Origin of the sequence: Methylophaga sp. OBS3, from assembly GCF_026319325.1 — a bacterium.
Classification (GTDB): Bacteria; Pseudomonadota; Gammaproteobacteria; order Nitrosococcales; family Methylophagaceae; genus Methylophaga.
Genome location: NZ_JAPDMU010000001.1, coordinates 759,305 through 775,655, shown reverse-complemented (window position 1 = coordinate 775,655; position 16,351 = coordinate 759,305). Strand labels below are relative to the sequence as shown.

Sequence of the window (16,351 nt, the reverse complement as noted above, 5' to 3'; positions counted from 1 at the left end):
TCTATTAAAAACCTATCTCCTTGTCCTTGGATGAGTGAACTATCCCATTAAGAACAGGATAATTTTCCTTAAAGTTTTTAATCATTATCCGTTGTTACATTGATGCTAACGTCATTGTCACCATCAATATAAACAGCAAACTCAATTGGCCTACAACATACCTGACAGTCTTCGATGTACTGCTGGTCAACAATGCTGCAATCGATTAAAACGCTGATTGACTCGCCGCAATAGGGGCAACTAATCCAATGCTCTTCAAGTGCTTGCATGGTTATGGCCTTATTTACCTTTTCGTGTTTGAAACATTAATACAGAGATAAGTTTCATTCTTTTTACGCTGAGTGACCTAAGCAAGCCACTGAAATAAATAACGTTTATCTCCAAGGCCAATGCCTTGATTGATTTGTTCAAAACCGAGCTTTCGGTAAAAATTTAATAGAGCAGGGTAATGCGCTACGGCATCTAATTGCAAGCTTTTACCGTGAGGCACTAATGATTGGCAAAATTGGACCAGTTGTTTACCAAAGCCATGCTGTTGGTAATTTGGCACGACAGCAAGCATGGTTAGGTAATAATCTGCCCGTGGTGCATCTGGCCAACAATCCTTGTAATACGTTGCGGGTGATTGGGATAGTGCCACACAAGCGACTAATTGCTCTTCGAAAGATAATTTATAAACGGATTTATGTTGTAAGTTGTCATTAACAGCTTGCAGCGAATAAACGCCAAGCCAGTGTTGCATACCTTGATCTGCCATCGATTTTGCACAGAAATTTAGTAGGTAATGTAAATCATCGATATCTTTATCTGTAGCAAGCTCAGGTACTAGCGTTAAATGTTGTGTTTCGGTCACGATTTTCTTTTATTCAGATTTTTCAGGCCACTGCTGAGGGACTTTTTGAATCAGGCTCGTATCGTAGCCTTCTTCAGTAAGTAGCGATATTAACTCACGGTAGTCAGCGTCTGGTATGGTCGGTGTTCTCGCCATTATCCATACGTAATCACGTTTCTCACGACCAATAATGGTTTGTGTATAGTTTTCATCAATATAAACGATACGGTAGTCGGCTTTAATCGGCCAAACAAATTGCATTCCCCAAATAGCATTTGATGGATCGTCGGTGACGTAACCAGTAGGGTGATACATTTTTATTTCCCCATCAAAGCTCTCTTTACGAAAGCGAAATGTCGTTGCGATGCTGCCATCATCATTCATAGCATAGGACTCAACGGCATTATGCGCACCTTTTTCAATAAAGGTTGGGATGTTAGCAATGACGTACCAGTCACCCATAAATCGGTTGAGATCTACTTGGGACTCAGTACGAATAGGAGTATGAGTTGAACTACAGCCCATCAGAATACTTAAACAAGTTAAGCCAATAAGACGCAATGACAACATCATGTTACTCCACAAAAAAGGGTCACAATGCCAAGGACATTGTGAACCGTATGTGAAGAATAGCAGCTAGTACCTAGCTTTTTGATTGTTGCTGAATCATTAGTTTCAGCTCGTTAATTTGGTTGGATAAGTCTGAAATTGTCGGATCGTTTTTATGAGCTTGTTGATAAGCTTCTTGGCGCTCTTGTTCCATGACATTGACGACAATACCAATCAGCATATTTAAAAACGCAAAAGTATTTAAAAAGATAAAGACCAGATAAAAGATCCAACTAAATGGATATACGGCCATTGTTTCATACATGACGTCAGTCCAGTCTTCAAACGTCATAACCCTGAATAAGGTCAGCATTGATATAGCGATATCACCCCAGAGAGTTTCGTTGATATCGGCAAAAAATGTGGTACCGATAGCAGCAAAGATGTAGACGATGATAAACATCATCAAAGCAACATAACCGAGCTGCGGTAGTGCTTTAAGCAGTGAGTTTAATAAGTGTCGAAGTTCAGGGATGATGGAGACCATTCGTAATACGCGAAAGATTCGTAATAAACGGCCAATAAAGGCAAGTTCGCTGTCTTCAATTGGAATTAAACTGACTAAAACAATCAACGTGTCGAATATATTCCAGCCACTTTTTAAGAATTCCTTCTTATTGGCTTCACCCAAAAATCGAATGGTGATTTCAATCAGGAAAAATAGGGTGATGGCATAGTCCATCCATAACAGCATTTGCGACATGCTGGATGGGAGCTCGTAGGTTTTGGCGCCAGCCAGTAATGCTGAAAAGATAATGACAGTGACCACAACCAATTCAAAAATCCGGTTGTGTCGTAATTGCTCAAAATAGTATTGAAAGGTGTTAAATGCCTTTTGCGGTGATGGGTGCATCTATTTTCTAACTCTGGAAATACTGACAAATGCCGAGCATCATAGAGTCAAAAAAACGATTCGACTAGCTTGTAAACGAATTTTTACGTTTAGATTTTTTGTAAAGCGGGTAGGTGTGAGCGTAGATGGGACTTGATTTCATCGACTGATGCAGTAAACACCAGTGCATAGATTTCGCGTTGACTGTTGTCAGCAATAAATGGATAGAGATCGTATCCTTCAGCATACAATTCGGCTCGGGCCTGGCAAACTTTGCGAATGCCACCACTAAAGGCTTCATTATTTTTAGCGAGGACTTCGCTATCGCCCAGAGTCCAGTCTTTTTGTGCCCAGTCTGCGTAACACCACTGAGCAAGTTGTTCCACAGGGTCAGTTTGCGTTACTAAAGTCTCTGAGTCGTCTTTACCACAACCCATCACAAGAATACTGGCCAACAACAGTAGGTACTTTAACCGTGCCATGGAATTTTCCTCTAAATTGTGCTCTCTTAATCATGCTGGTTTTGTTTTACGATGACAATGTGAATTAAGCACTCTGTGAAATGTAAGTTTGAGGTGTGCGATGATTAAACTAAGTGGTACAGGCATCGTCTTGTTATTAATTTTAGCGGTTGTTGGCGGTTATATGACCGGCATGTTTGCTGGCTTTTTATATGATTTAGCTCGCCAGCGTTTTCATCAATTCTGGGCTATTGCATTAAATGCTGTGTTTTATATTGTGCCTTTTTGGGCGTTATTGAATGTTCTTAATGAAGATGGATTAATTTGGTTTTATCTATTACTGATTTTTTGCTATTTCTGGGGACTGCGTGATGCGAGTAATGAAGATAAGTCAGATAAAAGACCCGATCATCGTTATGAGTTAGATGATTAGATACAAAAAAGCCCCGTTAAACGGGGCTCTTAAGTTGCATACGCTAGGAATTAACGGTTGCAAATGTACATTGTTACTTCGAAACCGAAACGCATGTCTGAATATTCTGGTTTAGTCCACATGATTAAATCCTCCAAAACGTTAAGTAAAAGCGCTTGTCTCTCCAAGCTCACAATTTCAAATTTACGCCGTTGATTAAAATCTGACATCAGTGATTCCCCTGATTGATCTCAGGATTTTCCTGAGTAGTCACATGGGACATGTAAGTTAGTCATTTAAGTTAAGATAGCGCGAGGCTTTATAGAGGTTTTTATGACGATGAATCGCCGCCGTTGGTCATTAGTTCTAATGTTGATACTGCTCGTTTTAGCATGTATTCCATTTACAGAATTCGCCAGCACACAACTCAACGAGATGTTGAAAGTAACGCTAACGGTATATGCATTAGCCCGTGGTTTGAATGCATTAATTTCGGTGGTGCAAGGCACCGAACTTGCCATTGAACCAATGGGAGTAGGGGTAACCTTGACCCCTGGTCAAGTATTAGACCCACTCAATGATTTGATTGAGCAAGTCTCTTTTGTTTTATTGATGGCTTCTGCATCAATCGGTATCCAAAAGATTCTTTTATCAGCAGGTGATGTTGAACTATTTCGAGGCCTGCTCATTGCATTGGTTTTGATTACAACGGCTATTTTATGGCTAGGTCGTTCAAGTCAACGATTACAAACCAATATGCTTCGGTGTGTGGTAATCCTTAGTATTTTGCGATTAGCTGTGCCCATCACTGCAATTACAGCAAACCAAGTGCAAAACTGGCTAGATACCGATCGTGAGCAAGCGGTTTCAACACTGAACATGACTCAGCAAGAAATTCAGAGCTTACAACAAGATGATATCGAAACAGACCGTAAGTGGTATCAAGGTATGCGAGAGAGCTTTGATATCCGAGGCAAACTGCAAGCGATAGAGTCAAAAGCAGAGCAAGGTGTTGAGGCTGCTATCTATCTCTTAGCTGAGTTTATTTTGGTGATGGTATTAATGCCGTTCTTATTTTTGTATATAGGTTGGCAACTATTTCGAAAAATTAGTAATTGGTAAAGCTGGTTTAGTTATTACTAAGCATGTTTACTATCACTTAACTCTCGTTTATTTAACGTGTCAGCAAGCTGGTGTAGCTTGTTAAGAAGGGCAAAAAAATCTTCATTATTGAGATTGGTTTGGCAAGCAACTTGTTTTTGAATCTCAGCAACCAAGGGCTGGAGCTGTTTTGACTTATCAGTGAGCTGAATACGCACAACACGTTCATCAATATCATTACGATGTTTGGTAACAAGACCTGCACGCTCGAGACGCTTTAAGATTGGTGAAAGGGTACCTGAATCTAACTTGAGGCGTTTCATTAAGTCACGCACAGCAATACCATCTTTTTCCCACAATACGACCAATACTAGGTACTGAGGGTAGGTTAAATCATGCTCATCCAATAACTGACGATAAACGCGCGTGATTGCATTTGTTGCACTATAAAGGGCAAAGCAAAGTTGATTGTCTAGTCTCAGATTGTCGTATTCTGACATGATTTTCCCTATCACTAAGATGTGCTTTCAGATTTTCAAAGACACAATTTTAACAAGTATTTTAGATTACCATATTGTTCAGCCAAATCCTTAGCTGGGGTTCAATATTTTAACCTCACGTTGCGGGAATGGAATTTCAATATCATGCTCATGAAATGCGTCCCAGAGCATTAATAACAAATCTGCACCGACACGATTTTCACCGTCATCAATACCATCCATCCAAAACTCAACCAAAATATCGACACCAGAGTCACCAAAACCCGCAATTTCAGCATCTGGACGTTCTTCAATTGGTACATCATCACCGCTAATGACTTGTGGGTGAGCTGAGACCGTTTTACGAATTAAATCAAATAAGAAGTGCAGGTCTGTTTTGTAAGCAACTTGAAACTCAAGGGCATAACGCTGCTTAACATTTTTATGTGTCCAGTTGGTAAAGCTAGTGGTGATGAATTGCTCATTTGGCACCATGATGTCTTTGCCATCAAAGGTTTCTAATGTTGTGGACCGCATATTCAACTCACGAATGACACCTTTGCGACCATCTTCCATCTCAACGTAGTCACCAACGCTGAGTGAGCGCTCAAGTAATAAAATAATCCCAGAGATAAAGTTCGAGGCAATCGCCTGTAAACCAAAACCTAAACCAACACCTAACGCACCACCAAATACGGCAAGCGCGGTGAGGTTAATCCCCATGATTTGTAACAGCAGTAAAAATACTAGGAAGAACAAAACAATCTGGAATAACTTGGCAAATACCTCACGGGTGCCAACATCCAAGTCTTCCTGACTGCGAATGATTTGTTGACCAGCGTGGTTTGATAAACGGCCAAGCCAGAAAAGAATAGATCCAAAAATGATGACGCGAACAACGCCATAAGCTGAGATTTCAATATTACCCACGTGAATCGAAATGCTTTCAAGATAAGCAACGACAGGAGGTAACCAGCCAAATAGGTGCAACACGGCGACAGGTAGCAGTACCCAGTAAGCCAGTTTTTTGAATAAAGCTTTATGCACCAATCTATCAATGATTTTGTAGAGCATAAAAACGACAGCCCAGCTCATGGCAATCGTAACGATGCCATCTTTGCCTAAAATGGATTTGCTTATATCAGCGGTTAAAGATAGCGCTAATATAAACATCAATGGTAAAACCAGATCGCGACTGTTATAAATGGACTGCCGTAAATTCATCAGTGGTCCAGCATTTGGCGCATGATGAAGTAATGGGATATTTTTACGGACAAAAGAAGCAACAAAATAGCCTAAAACACAGGCAAGTACGATGAGCCCAAGCTGAGAATAGAATACTGGACTGCTGGCCCAATTCATGACGGTATCCAGCGAATGATCCAATATTTCTTTTATATTTTGTAAATCCATCATCTCAGCCTAAATACGCAAAAGACATTAATGTAAAAGAGCTGTTGCTGGTTATCAAGCAACAAGTCGGTTAAATGGAAATCGAGTTATCGGATATGACAAAAATACACCGTTCTTGTCAAAACGAGTGCGGATAAAATTGCCCTTAGGATTGGGCAAAAAAAAGCCCCGCCTAGCGGGGCTTTTCTCAAGCAAATATCTTTACGTCTTACAGCGCAACGATGTTTTCAGCTTGTGGGCCTTTTTGACCTTGGGTAACGGTGAAAGATACACGTTGACCTTCAGTCAGAGTTTTGAAGCCATCGCCTTGGATTTGACGGAAGTGAGCGAAAACGTCTGGGCCGTTTTCTTGTTCAATAAAACCAAAGCCTTTCGCTTCGTTAAACCATTTAACTGTACCAGTAGCTGACATAATGTCGTCCTATTCTAAATCTTAAAATGCTCGTTAAGAGCGGGTATGCTGTAAGTGACGCGGGGGTTTGATAACAGGACGAGTACTCTTAAAGGTGTTGCACTAAAGCGGAAACATCGAACGTGAAAACAAATCTCGGTAAAACTTGCAAGCAACTAAAGACTATAGCGCTTTTTGGGGAAAGTCAAAGCATATTAACAGTGAGTCAACAAAAAAATTGTTTTTTGTAACAAATAATTAACATTCATTATAGTAATCAATAAGCAATATTCTCGTTAGGTAGAGAAAGGATTGCTTAGCGATAAGGGTTTGAACTTAGCATCAAACTAGCGAACAACAAGAATGAGTCGGTTGGTTAACAATCAAATTAGGAGTTGATTTCAAGGTAAGTTATTGAATCGTATTTACTTTTTTGGTTTTTTCTTCTTGGCCTTTTTGTCTTTGTCAGACTTTTTCTTAGCGGATGATTTGTCTTTTTTAGACTTACCGGTTTTATTAGGCTTTTTGTCCGCTTTGGTTTTTTTCGCTTTCTTTAATTTCTTTGGTTTGACGGTTTCTAAATTAAGGCTGGTGAAGCAAGCAACGCTTTTACTGCGAAAGCGTCCTAGCCAATAGCGAACCTGCGGAAGGGTGAGGCCTGATTGTTCAGCTGCAGCAAGTTGTGTTGCGCCATCAGCAAGTGCTAATAATGCTTTAGCGCGGGCAGCATCTGCGTGGTCGACTGTTGAAATTTTTAATAGCTTTTTATGTTCTTTTTTATCAAGTGTGAGCAAACTGTTTTCCGTCGCCATTGATGTCGTCCCAGTTAGATCATTGATAGGCAAATCATGCGGTGGGCTAATGTGAAAAGCAAGTTTAATTAACAAACATCGTTTGAAATGCTCAATAGTAAGATATAAAAAAACCACCCGAAGGTGGTTGTTTTTATTTGGTGGAGGCGGCGGGAATCGAACCCGCGTCCGCAAATCCTCTGCCTTCAGCTCTACATGCTTATTCCATCTATTAATTTAACTTCAGGCTACCCGATGAACAGGGAAAACAAGAAGCGATCTTGTAAAGTTTTAGTCCCTTCATACCAAGCATATGTTGAGACGATCTTGTGAGAGTCGACGCCCGATTCCAGACGCACAAGCACGGCTCTGGTCGGACGGCATTCACTGGTTATTAAGCAGCTAGTGCGTAGTTGTTATCGTTAGCAACTATTTTTTTCCAGTTTGATTTACGAGAAAAACTGAAGTACTCGGCATGCACCTTAGGTTTCGTAACCCACGTCGAAGCCAGGTCGCCCCCCTAGGTAATCTAAATTGTAACGCTTATGCGGTTTTTCAACCAGTGGTTAATTATTTTTTGAACAATCTGGCTTTGTCTCGTTGCCAGTCACGTTCTTTAATTGATGCTCGCTTATCGTGTGATTGTTTACCTTTTGCGAGCGCAATTTTTAGCTTTGCGTTGCCACGAACCCAATACATCGATAGCGGAACTAGTGTGAAACCTTTGCGATCGACTGAACCAATTAACTTATTTAATTCTTGTCGATTTAGCAGTAATTTTCGATCGCGCTGTGGTGCAGGAACAATGTGTGTTGATGCTGTTTTGAGTGGGGTGATTAAGGCATTGGCAAGCCATGCCTCGCCATCACGGATTAATACGTAACTGTCGCTAAGCTGGGCCTTACCATCTCTGAGGCTTTTGACTTCCCAGCCATGTAAAACCAAGCCAGCTTCGAAGGTCTCCTCAATGAAAAACTCAAAGTGGGCCTTTTTGTTCTGGGCGATCGTATTATCAGGTTGTTTTGATTTTTTATTAGCTGCCATGAGTAACATTATACAGAAGCGTTTTACCGCTTGGCTTGAGCATTTTTGTGATTTCCCCCAAAATCGAGTGAATTTTGCTAGCAAGGTTTTCTATGAACAGACCCGCTAAATCGATGCATGGAGAGTGGACTGGTCGCTGGGCATTTATTTTGGCAGCGACAGGGGCGGCCGTTGGCTTAGGTAATATCTGGAAATTTCCCTATATTGCCGGTGAAAACGGTGGCGGTGCATTTGTTCTTGTTTATCTGCTTTGTATCTTTTTAATTGGCGTGCCCGTCATGATGGCGGAAATCCTCATCGGTCGTCGTGGCCGCCAAAACCCCATGAATAGCCTCCAAACCTTAGCTGAGGATGATAAGCGTTCTTCAGCATGGAAATATTTGGGGGCGATGGGGGTGCTTGCCGGCTTTTTAATCCTGTCTTATTACAGTGTTATCGCTGGCCAAGCGATGTCGTATGTATTTCGGACGTTTGCGAATACGTTTGAGGGCGTTACTGCTGATGGCGCCAGAAGCATCTATGTTGAGCTAGTCAGTGAACCCGAAAAATTATTGGCGTGGCACACCATCTTTCTCGTTCTAACTATGATGATTGTCAGTCGCGGTGTACAGCGCGGTTTAGAAAAATCCGTTCGTTTTATGATGCCTGCGTTATTTGCGATTTTGCTGGTCTTAGTTTGGTATGCCTACCAACAAGGCAGTTACTTTGATGATGCTGTGCACTTTTTATTTGATGCCGATTTTTCTAAATTGACGGCTAATGGTGTGTTAACCGCGATGGGACATGCCTTTTTCTCACTCAGTTTGGGAATGGGCGCCATCATGGTGTATGGCTCATATTTACCGAAAAAAACGTCTATTTTTAGAATGACACTGGCTATATCGCTAATGGATACCGCGGTTGCGATTTTGGCTGGTCTTGCGATTTTCCCATTAGTGTTTGCCAACAGTATGTCGCCAGGTGCGGGACCTAGTTTAATTTTTGAGACCTTACCCATTGCTTTTGGCCATATGGAAAATGGTGCCATTTTTGGCGGAATGTTTTTTGTCCTGTTATTTTTTGCGGCATTAAGTAGCGGTATTGCACTTGCTGAGCCGGTAGTCACGTGGATGGTCGAAACCTTTTCGCTGAAACGCTTAAATGCCTGTATTTGGGTTGGCGGTATTATTTGGTTATTGGGTTTACTCACCGTATTTTCATTTAATATTGGTAGTGAATGGACGATTGCAGGCAAGACTGCATTTGAGTTGCTCGATTATCTGACAGCCAATATCATGTTGCCTTTAGGTGGTTTACTCATCGCAATTTTTGCCGGTTGGGTAATGCGTCGTGCCAACAGCGAGGATGAGTTGGCGGCAAAACCTGCATTTCTATTCCATGGATGGCGCTTTCTGGTTCGGTATATTGCGCCGGCGGCGATTTTTATCGTCTTCGCTAATCTTATCGGCATTTTGTTTTAATAAACGAAGGTCTGTATTCAACTCTAATGACAACCATTACCCGCAGTGCGCTGGTGAAGTACTCACCACAGCAAATGTTTGATTTGGTCAATGATGTGGAAGCCTATCCACAATTTCTGCCGTGGTGTCGCGGTAGTCGTATTATTAGTAGTAACGACCGAGTTATTTGCGCAGCGCTAGATATTGCTAAAGGCGGCATTCATCATGAGTTCTCAACACGTAATATGCTCATTCCCAATGAGTCAATTCGTATTGAGTTAATCGATGGGCCTTTTCGACATTTGGAAGGGCACTGGCAATTTTCACCGATTGGTGAAAACCAGGGCTGTCGTGTTCAATTGGATATGGATTTTGAGTTTTCTACTCGTTTGCTAGATTTAGCATTAGGCCCGGTATTTACACAGATATCAGGTTCTTTAGTAGAAGCTTTTTGTAAACGAGCAAGAGAAATGTATGGCTGAGCAGGAAGTTATCACCGTTGAAGTTGCCTATGCTTTACCGGATGAGCAACAAATTTTATCTATAGAAATTTCGCCTGAAACTACAGTTGAAGAGGCGATTAAACGTTCGGGGATTTTGGAACGTTATCCCCAAATTGATTTAAGCTCAGACAAAGTCGGGATCTTCGGCAAAATCTGTAAGCTAAATGCAACCCTGCATCACAAAGATCGTATCGAAATTTATCGTGGCCTGATTGCTGATCCGAAAGAATCACGCAGACAAAAAGCCGAGATGGAAAAAAAGAAAAAAGCAGAACAAGCTGAAGATTAACGTTGCTGTTCAAGCCACGCTAATTCAGCCTCGGTAAATCCAGCTTGTTGTCTGGCCTCGATATGAAAGGGGCCACGAATCGCGCCATCAAAATAGCTTTCAAGAAGCTCTGTAAATGTGCTTAACGGTTCGAGAGAACGTTGGTCACACAGATAGTTGAACCAACGTGTGCCGACTGCGACGTGGCCAATTTCTTCTTCCAAAATAACGTTTAAGATTTCTACCGCTCGGTGGTCACCACTTTTGGTGAGTTTTTCCATCATTTTGGGGGTGACATCTAATCCGCGCGCCTCCAAAACTCTTGGCACTAAAGCCATACGCAACAATGGATCGTGATGGGTTTTTTGCGCCATCTCCCATAAACCATCGTGGGCGGAAAAGTCGCCATATGCAAAGCCACTATCTGCCAAATGTTCACTGAGCATTTGAAAATGTTTTGCTTCTTCATCTGCTACTTGTAGCCAGTCTGCGTAATAGGCCTCAGGCATATCTTCAAATCTTGCGATAGCATCCAAAGCCAAATTGATCGCATTAAACTCAATATGACAAATGGCATGAATTAAACTGGCATGGCCGGTTTCGCTGCTATTACGACGTCTTGGCAGATTTTTAGGGTTCACTAGCTCGGGTTGCGAAGGTCGTCCCGGCACATGCGGTGCAGTAAGTTTCTCTCGCGTTAATTCATAACCATGTTGCTGACAAGATGTTGCTAAAGCTCTGGTAGCGATAGCTTTATCTGCTGCATTTTCAATTAATAAAATGGCAAGCGCCTGCTGACGTAAATTCAACTTTTGTAACTCAATCATTCAAACGAACTCGAGGGTCGACCAAGGTATAAGAAATATCGGTCAAAATCAGGCCAATTATGTACAACACAGAGCCTAAGAAAACCATAGCCCGGACAATCGCAAAGTCTTGTGCATTGATAGCATCAATGGTGTAACTACCTAAACCGGGAATACCAAAAAAAGATTCTAAAATTAGGCTACCCATAAAAAGGGTCGGAATTAACACCACAGCGCCAGTCAAAATCGGAATCATGGCATTTTTAAGCACATGACCAAATAATACGCGAAGCTCAGATAATCCCTTAGCACGTGCTGTGCGGACATAGTCTTTAACAGCTTCTTCTAGAAATAAAGTCCTATACCAACGTGCGCCGGCACCAATACCAGAAATGATGCCAATAGCCACTGGCAAAATCATAAACTTAATGGCATTAATACCATCAGCAAACCCTGACACGGGTACGAGCTGCATTAATTTACCGACCAAAAACTGACCACCAATAATGTAAAACAGGCTGGAAATCGACATCAGCATCACACAGAGAATAACGCCACCGAGATCGATATAAGTCGCTCTGAAAAACACCATCAACATGGCAAAGGTGATGTTGACCAATAAACCGACAATAAACACCGGAATCGCGATGGCAAGACTTGGCCACATACGAGTTTGGATATCTTGGCCAATATCACGACCATCATCAGCTTGACCAAATTCAAAAGCAAAGAGGGCGAGCGACTTATCGAAGAAAATTGTTTGTGTGAATTTATCGGTTCCTGTTGCTTCACTATTCCAAATCAGTGGTTGGTCATAACCACGCTCAGCCTTCCAAACATCAACCGCTTCTTGTTGGATATAACGATCACCTAGTTGCATACGTGCCATATCATCTGGCGTATTAACCAAGAAAAATAAAGCAAAGGTCAGCGCATTGACGCCAATTAAAATAGGGATGGCGTAGAGGATGCGCCTAATAATATAAGCCAGCATAACTATCCAATTAGTTAATACATCGCCTAAACAGCAACGTATTTTCGGTTACGATGGTCAGTATTGTAACAGTGACCAGCTTAACTGCATGGTGCTAAAACCATTAGTTGATATGCTGGTCTTAAGTTTGAATTAACAAGTTAGGAGTTCGACATGGCAAAAACAGCAATGGATTTGGTGCAGGCAGCTAAGGCTGTGATCCAAGAAGTGAGTGTTTCTCAGGCTCAACAAATGCTTAATGAAGACAGCATTGCTTTAGATGTTAGAGAGCCAGGCGAATATGCGGCAGGTCATATTGATGATGCTGTGCATATTCCACGCGGCTTACTAGAATTCTCGATAGCAAATCATCCTGAATTTGCCGATAAAACCCAATCTATCGTTGTGTACTGTAAGTCTGGTGGTCGTGGCGCACTGGCAACGGCTACACTTCAACAGTTAGGTTATACCAACGCTGTGTCGATTATTGGTGGTTATGATGCTTGGTTAGCAGGTGATAACGATGCGTAAATTAAATACAAGTTTATTAGCAGGTCTCACTTTATTGGTCTCTTTCCCAGTATTAGCAGAGCCAACGCAAATTATGGTGCGTGCTAAAGCCGTTGATTCTAAATTTATTGGCAGCAGTGTCGGTGGTATTAAAGCGATAGTTGAAGATGCTGAAACTGGTGAGATTTTAGACCAAGGCTGGATCAAAGGCGGAACCGGCGATACTAAAGTACTGATTGAAAATCCTATTCAGCGTGGCGAACGTCAAACGGATGCGAAAACAGCAGGTTATTTAGCGACTGTCGATATAGACTCGCCGCGGTTACTACGATTTAAGTTAATTGGCCCCTATGGATATCGTCAGGCATTGCAAGAAACCTCAATGACGAGTTGGGTAGTACCGGGCAAAGATATTGTCGGCGATGGCATTGTGCTCTCGATGACAGGTTTTATTGTTGATGCTTGGACGTCAGTAATCGAGGGCGGTAAAGTCGATATTATGACTAAAGCATCGTTGTTATGTGGTTGCCCGATTACCCATGATGGTCATTGGCAAGCAAAAAACTATGAAGCCACAGCTATCATCATGCAGGATGATGAAAAAATCGATGAGGTAGCACTTAAGTTTATAGGTCCGGTAGGGATGTTTAGTGGTCAAACGACAATCACTAAGCCGGGGCACTACAAGGCGATTGTTTATCTTTATGATGAGCAAACCGGAAACGTTGGTGTTGATCGCAGCATGTTTGAAATCAGCGAAGAAAAATAGTTTGTAACAAAACTATCGGATAGACGTCCTAGCTGTATGGAAACGATAAATCATATTTCAATGAATGGTGTACAAGGTGCTGGGCTTGGACTGCGGCGGACATTTATGGATGAGCTGCTATCCATAGAAAACGCTCCCGTAGACTTCTTAGAAGTTGCGCCAGAAAACTGGTTAGAAATGGGCGGCAGGCTTGGTAAAAAACTTCGTGCTTTTACTGAGCGTTACCCCATGTTATGCCATGGTTTGTCACTTTCTATTGGTGGACCAACATCACTTGATGAAGACTTCATTAAACGTATCAAAACTTTCCTAGATACTCACCAAGTTCGTTTATATAGCGAGCATCTCAGCTATTGTAGTGATGATGGGCATTTGTATGACTTGATGCCAATCCCATTTACAGAAGAAGCCGTTCACTACGTTGCTGATAGGATCCGCCGAGTACAAGACATTTTGCAGCGTCGTTTAATTATCGAAAATGTCTCTTACTATGCCGCGCCGGGTCAAGAACTCGACGAACTGACATTTGTGAACGCGATTTTGGCCGAAGCAGACTGTGACTTATTGCTAGATATTAATAATGTTTACGTAAACAGCATCAATCATCGTTATTCAGCAAAAGCTTATATTGATGCCATCGATAGCAACCGTATTGCCTATATGCATATAGCTGGGCATAACAACGAAGCAGCTGATTTGATTGTTGATACCCATGGTGCGGATGTTATTGAGCCTGTTTGGGATTTATTGGCTTATTGTTACCAACAACATGGCGTTAAGCCGACCTTGTTGGAGCGAGATTTTAATATCCCTGATTTGCAAACCTTATTTGCAGAAGTAGAACAAATTCGAAGCTATCAAGATGATGAAAAGCTAAAACAGGTAGTGGGCGTATAACGATGACAGCCGCTAAATTTCACCAAGTTCAGATGGCATTTGCCGGACATCTTCGTGATCCAAACAGTGCCGCACCAGAAAATATCGAAGATCGTCGGATGGCAATTTATCGACGTTTGGTTTTCAACAATATTCAAAATTTTTGCAGTACCGCTTTCCCTGTTCTGAAAAGCTTGCTGACGGAAGAGCAATGGCAGGCCATGATTCGTGATTTTATGATTCGCCATCGTTGTCAGCGCCCTTTATTTAACCAAATCGCTCGTGAGTTTATTGAGTATTTGGAAAACGAAAGGGATACCTCAGCGGATCCAATTTTCATTAAAGCCTTGGCGCATTACGAATGGGTAGAGTTAGCGCTTGGTATAGACAACACAGAGTTTTGCTTTAGAAAGTTGAACGATGGTGATGATGTATTGACAATACCATTACAGCAATCACGACTGGCATGGTTATTAGCTTATGACTTTCCTGTACATAAGATCAGTCCGCAATATCAACCTGATGCGATATCAGAAACACCACATTTTTTACTGGTCTATCGAAACGAGGATGATCAAGTAAAGTTCATAGAATTTAATGCGGTAAGTGCCCGTCTCTTGGAATACATTGAAAGTGGTTTAACCGGGCAACAAGCCGCAGCAAACATTGCCGCTGAATTACAAGACCCTAGTCCTGAAGCGGTTGAGCAGGGAGCCCGTCAAATGATTCAAGATTGGCTTGCCAAAGGCATCGTTTATTAAGGCTTCATTTCAACTTGCTGATGCCAAATTCGTTGCCAAACCCAACGAAGTCCATTTGCTGAGTTTCTAAACATAGGCACTTGTTTGGGTTCAACTAAGTGCCACTCGTTGTCATCAAATGTCGCCACACGGAATCTGAAGAAATAATAAGGCTCCATTCCCATGCGAAGGTCGCTAATGATCATAAGCTCATCAGTTTGGGTGACTTTGTATAAACCACGTGTAAACCACTCAATTCTGGTTAAAGCTGGTGAGTCGCTTAAGACAGACAGTGCCTCAATGCCGCGATCATATTCAGTTAAAACTAGTGGCGCATCACCATCAAAAACTGAGCGAAAGCCTTGATAATATTTGTCTTCCGTTACCACCACGATACGCCAAAGTAGTGTGTTTAAGGGTGCTGCACTTACTTGGAAATGCTGGTAATTGATATTGTTTTCAATAAGTGTCGTTTTGGTTTGGGCGGTAACCCATTGCTGTGCGGTTAATCCCCAGCCTAGATAAACCATGCTTAGGCTAAACACCGTCAACATCAGCTTTCGTGATTTAATCGATGGCCAAAATAAGATGCCAATAAAACCAGCCAACAATAACAAGCTGTATATAGGGTCAATAATGAAAACACTGCCACCAGAAGCGGGGTGAGGCATAAACGGCCAGAATAACTGCGTGCCATAAACTGTTAAAGCATCAAGTGCCGAGTGTGTCACTAAGGCAAGCCAAATTAAGACTGTCCAGCGTTGCCAGCTGATCGTTTTGTCAAAATAACTGATGAGTAATGCCAGAATGGGCGCAAGCAAAGTTTGAATTAACCAAGAGTGCGTCCAACTCCGGTGTAAAGTCATCTTATCTAAATCATTAGCGTAACTAATAAAGACATCAAGATCTGGCAAAACAGCAATGGCTGCGCCTGTTAACAGTGCTTTTCTCGGCGCTTTTTTACCGGCAACAAGGTAACCAACGGCACCACCTAAAAGTGCCTGTGTCACTGTATCCATTATCTAACCTTTATTTTCTTAATTCGTTTTTGGGTAGCAAGCTTGCCCCTGTTGGCATGCTGTTATACATTCGTGTGCTTGAT

Annotated in this window: 23 protein-coding genes and 1 other RNA gene; 9 read left to right on the top strand and 15 right to left on the bottom strand. The window is 41.9% G+C overall.

The genetic code is table 11. From position 1 onward, the window contains the following. Window positions 1-77 precede the first annotated feature (77 nt). The 5 genes from OMP94_RS03765 to OMP94_RS03745 all read right to left on the bottom strand — a co-directional run bounded on the left by OMP94_RS03765 (window position 78) and on the right by OMP94_RS03745 (window position 2,755). Entirely contained in the window at window positions 78-269 is a 192-nt protein-coding gene (locus OMP94_RS03765; RefSeq protein WP_266276169.1) for a CPXCG motif-containing cysteine-rich protein, read from the bottom strand. 77 nt (window positions 270-346) lie between these two features. Then, window positions 347-853, bottom strand: coding sequence for a GNAT family N-acetyltransferase (locus OMP94_RS03760; protein WP_266276167.1), 507 nt, complete (start codon window positions 851-853; stop codon window positions 347-349). Window positions 854-862: 9 nt separating this feature from the next. Continuing rightward, window positions 863-1,405 carry a lipocalin family protein gene (locus OMP94_RS03755; protein ID WP_266276165.1) on the bottom strand — a complete coding sequence of 181 codons (543 nt, stop codon included), beginning with the start codon at window positions 1,403-1,405 and terminating at the stop codon, window positions 863-865. A 70-nt stretch (window positions 1,406-1,475) separates the two neighbouring features. Continuing rightward, window positions 1,476-2,294: an ion transporter gene (locus OMP94_RS03750; protein ID WP_266276163.1), complete on the bottom strand. Its 819-nt coding sequence runs from the start codon at window positions 2,292-2,294 to the stop codon at window positions 1,476-1,478. An 89-nt stretch (window positions 2,295-2,383) separates the two neighbouring features. Next, window positions 2,384-2,755, bottom strand: coding sequence for a hypothetical protein (locus tag OMP94_RS03745; protein ID WP_266276161.1), 372 nt, complete (start codon window positions 2,753-2,755; stop codon window positions 2,384-2,386). A 100-nt stretch (window positions 2,756-2,855) separates the two neighbouring features. Here OMP94_RS03745 and OMP94_RS03740 point away from each other — a divergent pair, with 100 nt between their 5' ends. Beyond that, window positions 2,856-3,167, top strand: coding sequence for a hypothetical protein (locus OMP94_RS03740; protein WP_266276159.1), 312 nt, complete (start codon window positions 2,856-2,858; stop codon window positions 3,165-3,167). Window positions 3,168-3,217: 50 nt separating this feature from the next. Here OMP94_RS03740 and pqqA read toward each other — a convergent pair whose 3' ends face one another. Continuing rightward, a complete protein-coding gene (pqqA, locus tag OMP94_RS03735) occupies window positions 3,218-3,289 on the bottom strand; it encodes a pyrroloquinoline quinone precursor peptide PqqA (protein WP_081443609.1) in 72 nt (23 codons plus the stop codon). Window positions 3,290-3,479: 190 nt separating this feature from the next. Here pqqA and OMP94_RS03730 point away from each other — a divergent pair, with 190 nt between their 5' ends. Beyond that, window positions 3,480-4,268, top strand: coding sequence for a hypothetical protein (locus tag OMP94_RS03730; protein WP_266276157.1), 789 nt, complete (start codon window positions 3,480-3,482; stop codon window positions 4,266-4,268). Window positions 4,269-4,285: 17 nt separating this feature from the next. On the opposite strand, the gene OMP94_RS03725 is transcribed toward OMP94_RS03730, so the two are convergent. The 6 genes from OMP94_RS03725 to smpB all read right to left on the bottom strand — a co-directional run bounded on the left by OMP94_RS03725 (window position 4,286) and on the right by smpB (window position 8,365). Beyond that, complete coding sequence (locus OMP94_RS03725; protein ID WP_266276155.1) at window positions 4,286-4,747, bottom strand: MarR family winged helix-turn-helix transcriptional regulator; 462 nt, start codon at window positions 4,745-4,747, stop codon at window positions 4,286-4,288. A gap of 90 nt (window positions 4,748-4,837) precedes the next feature. Then, the gene (locus OMP94_RS03720) at window positions 4,838-6,088 is read right to left on the bottom strand and encodes a mechanosensitive ion channel family protein (protein ID WP_266276153.1); all 1,251 of its coding nucleotides are present in this window, start codon (window positions 6,086-6,088) and stop codon (window positions 4,838-4,840) included. A gap of 259 nt (window positions 6,089-6,347) precedes the next feature. Then, window positions 6,348-6,551: a cold-shock protein gene (locus OMP94_RS03715; protein ID WP_266276151.1), complete on the bottom strand. Its 204-nt coding sequence runs from the start codon at window positions 6,549-6,551 to the stop codon at window positions 6,348-6,350. Window positions 6,552-6,955: 404 nt separating this feature from the next. Then, the gene (locus tag OMP94_RS03710; RefSeq protein ID WP_266276149.1) at window positions 6,956-7,324 is read right to left on the bottom strand and encodes a helix-turn-helix domain-containing protein; all 369 of its coding nucleotides are present in this window, start codon (window positions 7,322-7,324) and stop codon (window positions 6,956-6,958) included. Window positions 7,325-7,480: 156 nt separating this feature from the next. Then, window positions 7,481-7,841, bottom strand: a transfer-messenger RNA (tmRNA) gene (ssrA, locus tag OMP94_RS03705). A 50-nt stretch (window positions 7,842-7,891) separates the two neighbouring features. After that, on the bottom strand, window positions 7,892-8,365 hold the full coding sequence (smpB, locus tag OMP94_RS03700) for an SsrA-binding protein SmpB (protein WP_266276147.1): 474 nt from the start codon (window positions 8,363-8,365) through the stop codon (window positions 7,892-7,894). A gap of 92 nt (window positions 8,366-8,457) precedes the next feature. Here smpB and OMP94_RS03695 point away from each other — a divergent pair, with 92 nt between their 5' ends. From OMP94_RS03695 to OMP94_RS03685, 3 genes are read left to right on the top strand one after another with little or no spacing between them, the layout of a single operon-like run. Further along, a complete protein-coding gene (locus OMP94_RS03695) occupies window positions 8,458-9,825 on the top strand; it encodes a sodium-dependent transporter (protein WP_266276145.1) in 1,368 nt (455 codons plus the stop codon). 26 nt (window positions 9,826-9,851) lie between these two features. After that, complete coding sequence (locus tag OMP94_RS03690) at window positions 9,852-10,286, top strand: type II toxin-antitoxin system RatA family toxin (protein WP_266276143.1); 435 nt, start codon at window positions 9,852-9,854, stop codon at window positions 10,284-10,286. After that, a complete protein-coding gene (locus tag OMP94_RS03685) occupies window positions 10,279-10,596 on the top strand; it encodes an RnfH family protein (protein WP_266276142.1) in 318 nt (105 codons plus the stop codon). The genes OMP94_RS03690 and OMP94_RS03685 overlap by 8 nt, the downstream gene beginning before the upstream one ends. Here the strand turns inward: OMP94_RS03685 and OMP94_RS03680 are convergent. Both OMP94_RS03680 and OMP94_RS03675 read right to left on the bottom strand, forming a co-directional pair. Then, window positions 10,593-11,402, bottom strand: a complete 810-nt coding sequence (locus OMP94_RS03680; protein WP_266276140.1) for a ferritin-like domain-containing protein — start codon at window positions 11,400-11,402, stop codon at window positions 10,593-10,595. The genes OMP94_RS03685 and OMP94_RS03680 overlap by 4 nt on opposite strands. Beyond that, entirely contained in the window at window positions 11,395-12,375 is a 981-nt protein-coding gene (locus tag OMP94_RS03675; protein ID WP_266276138.1) for an ABC transporter permease, read from the bottom strand. The genes OMP94_RS03680 and OMP94_RS03675 overlap by 8 nt, the downstream gene beginning before the upstream one ends. A gap of 153 nt (window positions 12,376-12,528) precedes the next feature. Here OMP94_RS03675 and OMP94_RS03670 point away from each other — a divergent pair, with 153 nt between their 5' ends. Genes OMP94_RS03670 through OMP94_RS03655 form a run of 4 tightly spaced genes read left to right on the top strand, consistent with a single transcriptional unit; the run spans window position 12,529 to window position 15,270 of the window. After that, a complete protein-coding gene (locus OMP94_RS03670; RefSeq protein WP_266276136.1) occupies window positions 12,529-12,885 on the top strand; it encodes a rhodanese-like domain-containing protein in 357 nt (118 codons plus the stop codon). After that, window positions 12,878-13,633 (top strand): hypothetical protein, encoded by a 756-nt coding sequence (locus OMP94_RS03665; RefSeq protein ID WP_266276134.1) that lies wholly within the window; start codon window positions 12,878-12,880, stop codon window positions 13,631-13,633. Before OMP94_RS03670 ends, OMP94_RS03665 begins: the two co-directional genes overlap by 8 nt. A 36-nt stretch (window positions 13,634-13,669) precedes the next feature. Continuing rightward, complete coding sequence (locus OMP94_RS03660) at window positions 13,670-14,530, top strand: DUF692 domain-containing protein (protein ID WP_266276132.1); 861 nt, start codon at window positions 13,670-13,672, stop codon at window positions 14,528-14,530. Between the two features lie 2 nt (window positions 14,531-14,532). Next, complete coding sequence (locus OMP94_RS03655; protein ID WP_266276130.1) at window positions 14,533-15,270, top strand: DNA-binding domain-containing protein; 738 nt, start codon at window positions 14,533-14,535, stop codon at window positions 15,268-15,270. Here the strand turns inward: OMP94_RS03655 and OMP94_RS03650 are convergent. After that, the gene (locus OMP94_RS03650; RefSeq protein ID WP_266276128.1) at window positions 15,267-16,268 is read right to left on the bottom strand and encodes a metal-dependent hydrolase; all 1,002 of its coding nucleotides are present in this window, start codon (window positions 16,266-16,268) and stop codon (window positions 15,267-15,269) included. The two genes, OMP94_RS03655 and OMP94_RS03650, sit on opposite strands and share 4 nt — an antisense overlap. Between the last annotated feature and the right edge of the window lie 83 nt (window positions 16,269-16,351).

Coding starts and splice junctions, on each gene's coding strand:
- OMP94_RS03680 (WP_266276140.1), bottom strand. CDS start 11,402: ATGATTGAGTTACAAAAGTTGAATTTACGTCAGCAGGCGCTTGCCATT.
- OMP94_RS03750 (WP_266276163.1), bottom strand. CDS start 2,294: ATGCACCCATCACCGCAAAAGGCATTTAACACCTTTCAATACTATTTT.
- OMP94_RS03720 (WP_266276153.1), bottom strand. CDS start 6,088: ATGAATTGGGCCAGCAGTCCAGTATTCTATTCTCAGCTTGGGCTCATC.
- OMP94_RS03675 (WP_266276138.1), bottom strand. CDS start 12,375: ATGCTGGCTTATATTATTAGGCGCATCCTCTACGCCATCCCTATTTTA.
- OMP94_RS03685 (WP_266276142.1), top strand. CDS start 10,279: ATGGCTGAGCAGGAAGTTATCACCGTTGAAGTTGCCTATGCTTTACCG.
- OMP94_RS03725 (WP_266276155.1), bottom strand. CDS start 4,747: ATGTCAGAATACGACAATCTGAGACTAGACAATCAACTTTGCTTTGCC.
- OMP94_RS03730 (WP_266276157.1), top strand. CDS start 3,480: ATGACGATGAATCGCCGCCGTTGGTCATTAGTTCTAATGTTGATACTG.
- smpB (WP_266276147.1), bottom strand. CDS start 8,365: ATGGCAGCTAATAAAAAATCAAAACAACCTGATAATACGATCGCCCAG.
- OMP94_RS03665 (WP_266276134.1), top strand. CDS start 12,878: ATGCGTAAATTAAATACAAGTTTATTAGCAGGTCTCACTTTATTGGTC.
- OMP94_RS03655 (WP_266276130.1), top strand. CDS start 14,533: ATGACAGCCGCTAAATTTCACCAAGTTCAGATGGCATTTGCCGGACAT.
- OMP94_RS03650 (WP_266276128.1), bottom strand. CDS start 16,268: ATGGATACAGTGACACAGGCACTTTTAGGTGGTGCCGTTGGTTACCTT.
- OMP94_RS03765 (WP_266276169.1), bottom strand. CDS start 269: ATGCAAGCACTTGAAGAGCATTGGATTAGTTGCCCCTATTGCGGCGAG.
- OMP94_RS03740 (WP_266276159.1), top strand. CDS start 2,856: ATGATTAAACTAAGTGGTACAGGCATCGTCTTGTTATTAATTTTAGCG.
- OMP94_RS03745 (WP_266276161.1), bottom strand. CDS start 2,755: ATGGCACGGTTAAAGTACCTACTGTTGTTGGCCAGTATTCTTGTGATG.
- OMP94_RS03695 (WP_266276145.1), top strand. CDS start 8,458: ATGAACAGACCCGCTAAATCGATGCATGGAGAGTGGACTGGTCGCTGG.
- OMP94_RS03670 (WP_266276136.1), top strand. CDS start 12,529: ATGGCAAAAACAGCAATGGATTTGGTGCAGGCAGCTAAGGCTGTGATC.
- OMP94_RS03755 (WP_266276165.1), bottom strand. CDS start 1,405: ATGATGTTGTCATTGCGTCTTATTGGCTTAACTTGTTTAAGTATTCTG.
- OMP94_RS03715 (WP_266276151.1), bottom strand. CDS start 6,551: ATGTCAGCTACTGGTACAGTTAAATGGTTTAACGAAGCGAAAGGCTTT.
- OMP94_RS03660 (WP_266276132.1), top strand. CDS start 13,670: ATGGAAACGATAAATCATATTTCAATGAATGGTGTACAAGGTGCTGGG.
- OMP94_RS03690 (WP_266276143.1), top strand. CDS start 9,852: ATGACAACCATTACCCGCAGTGCGCTGGTGAAGTACTCACCACAGCAA.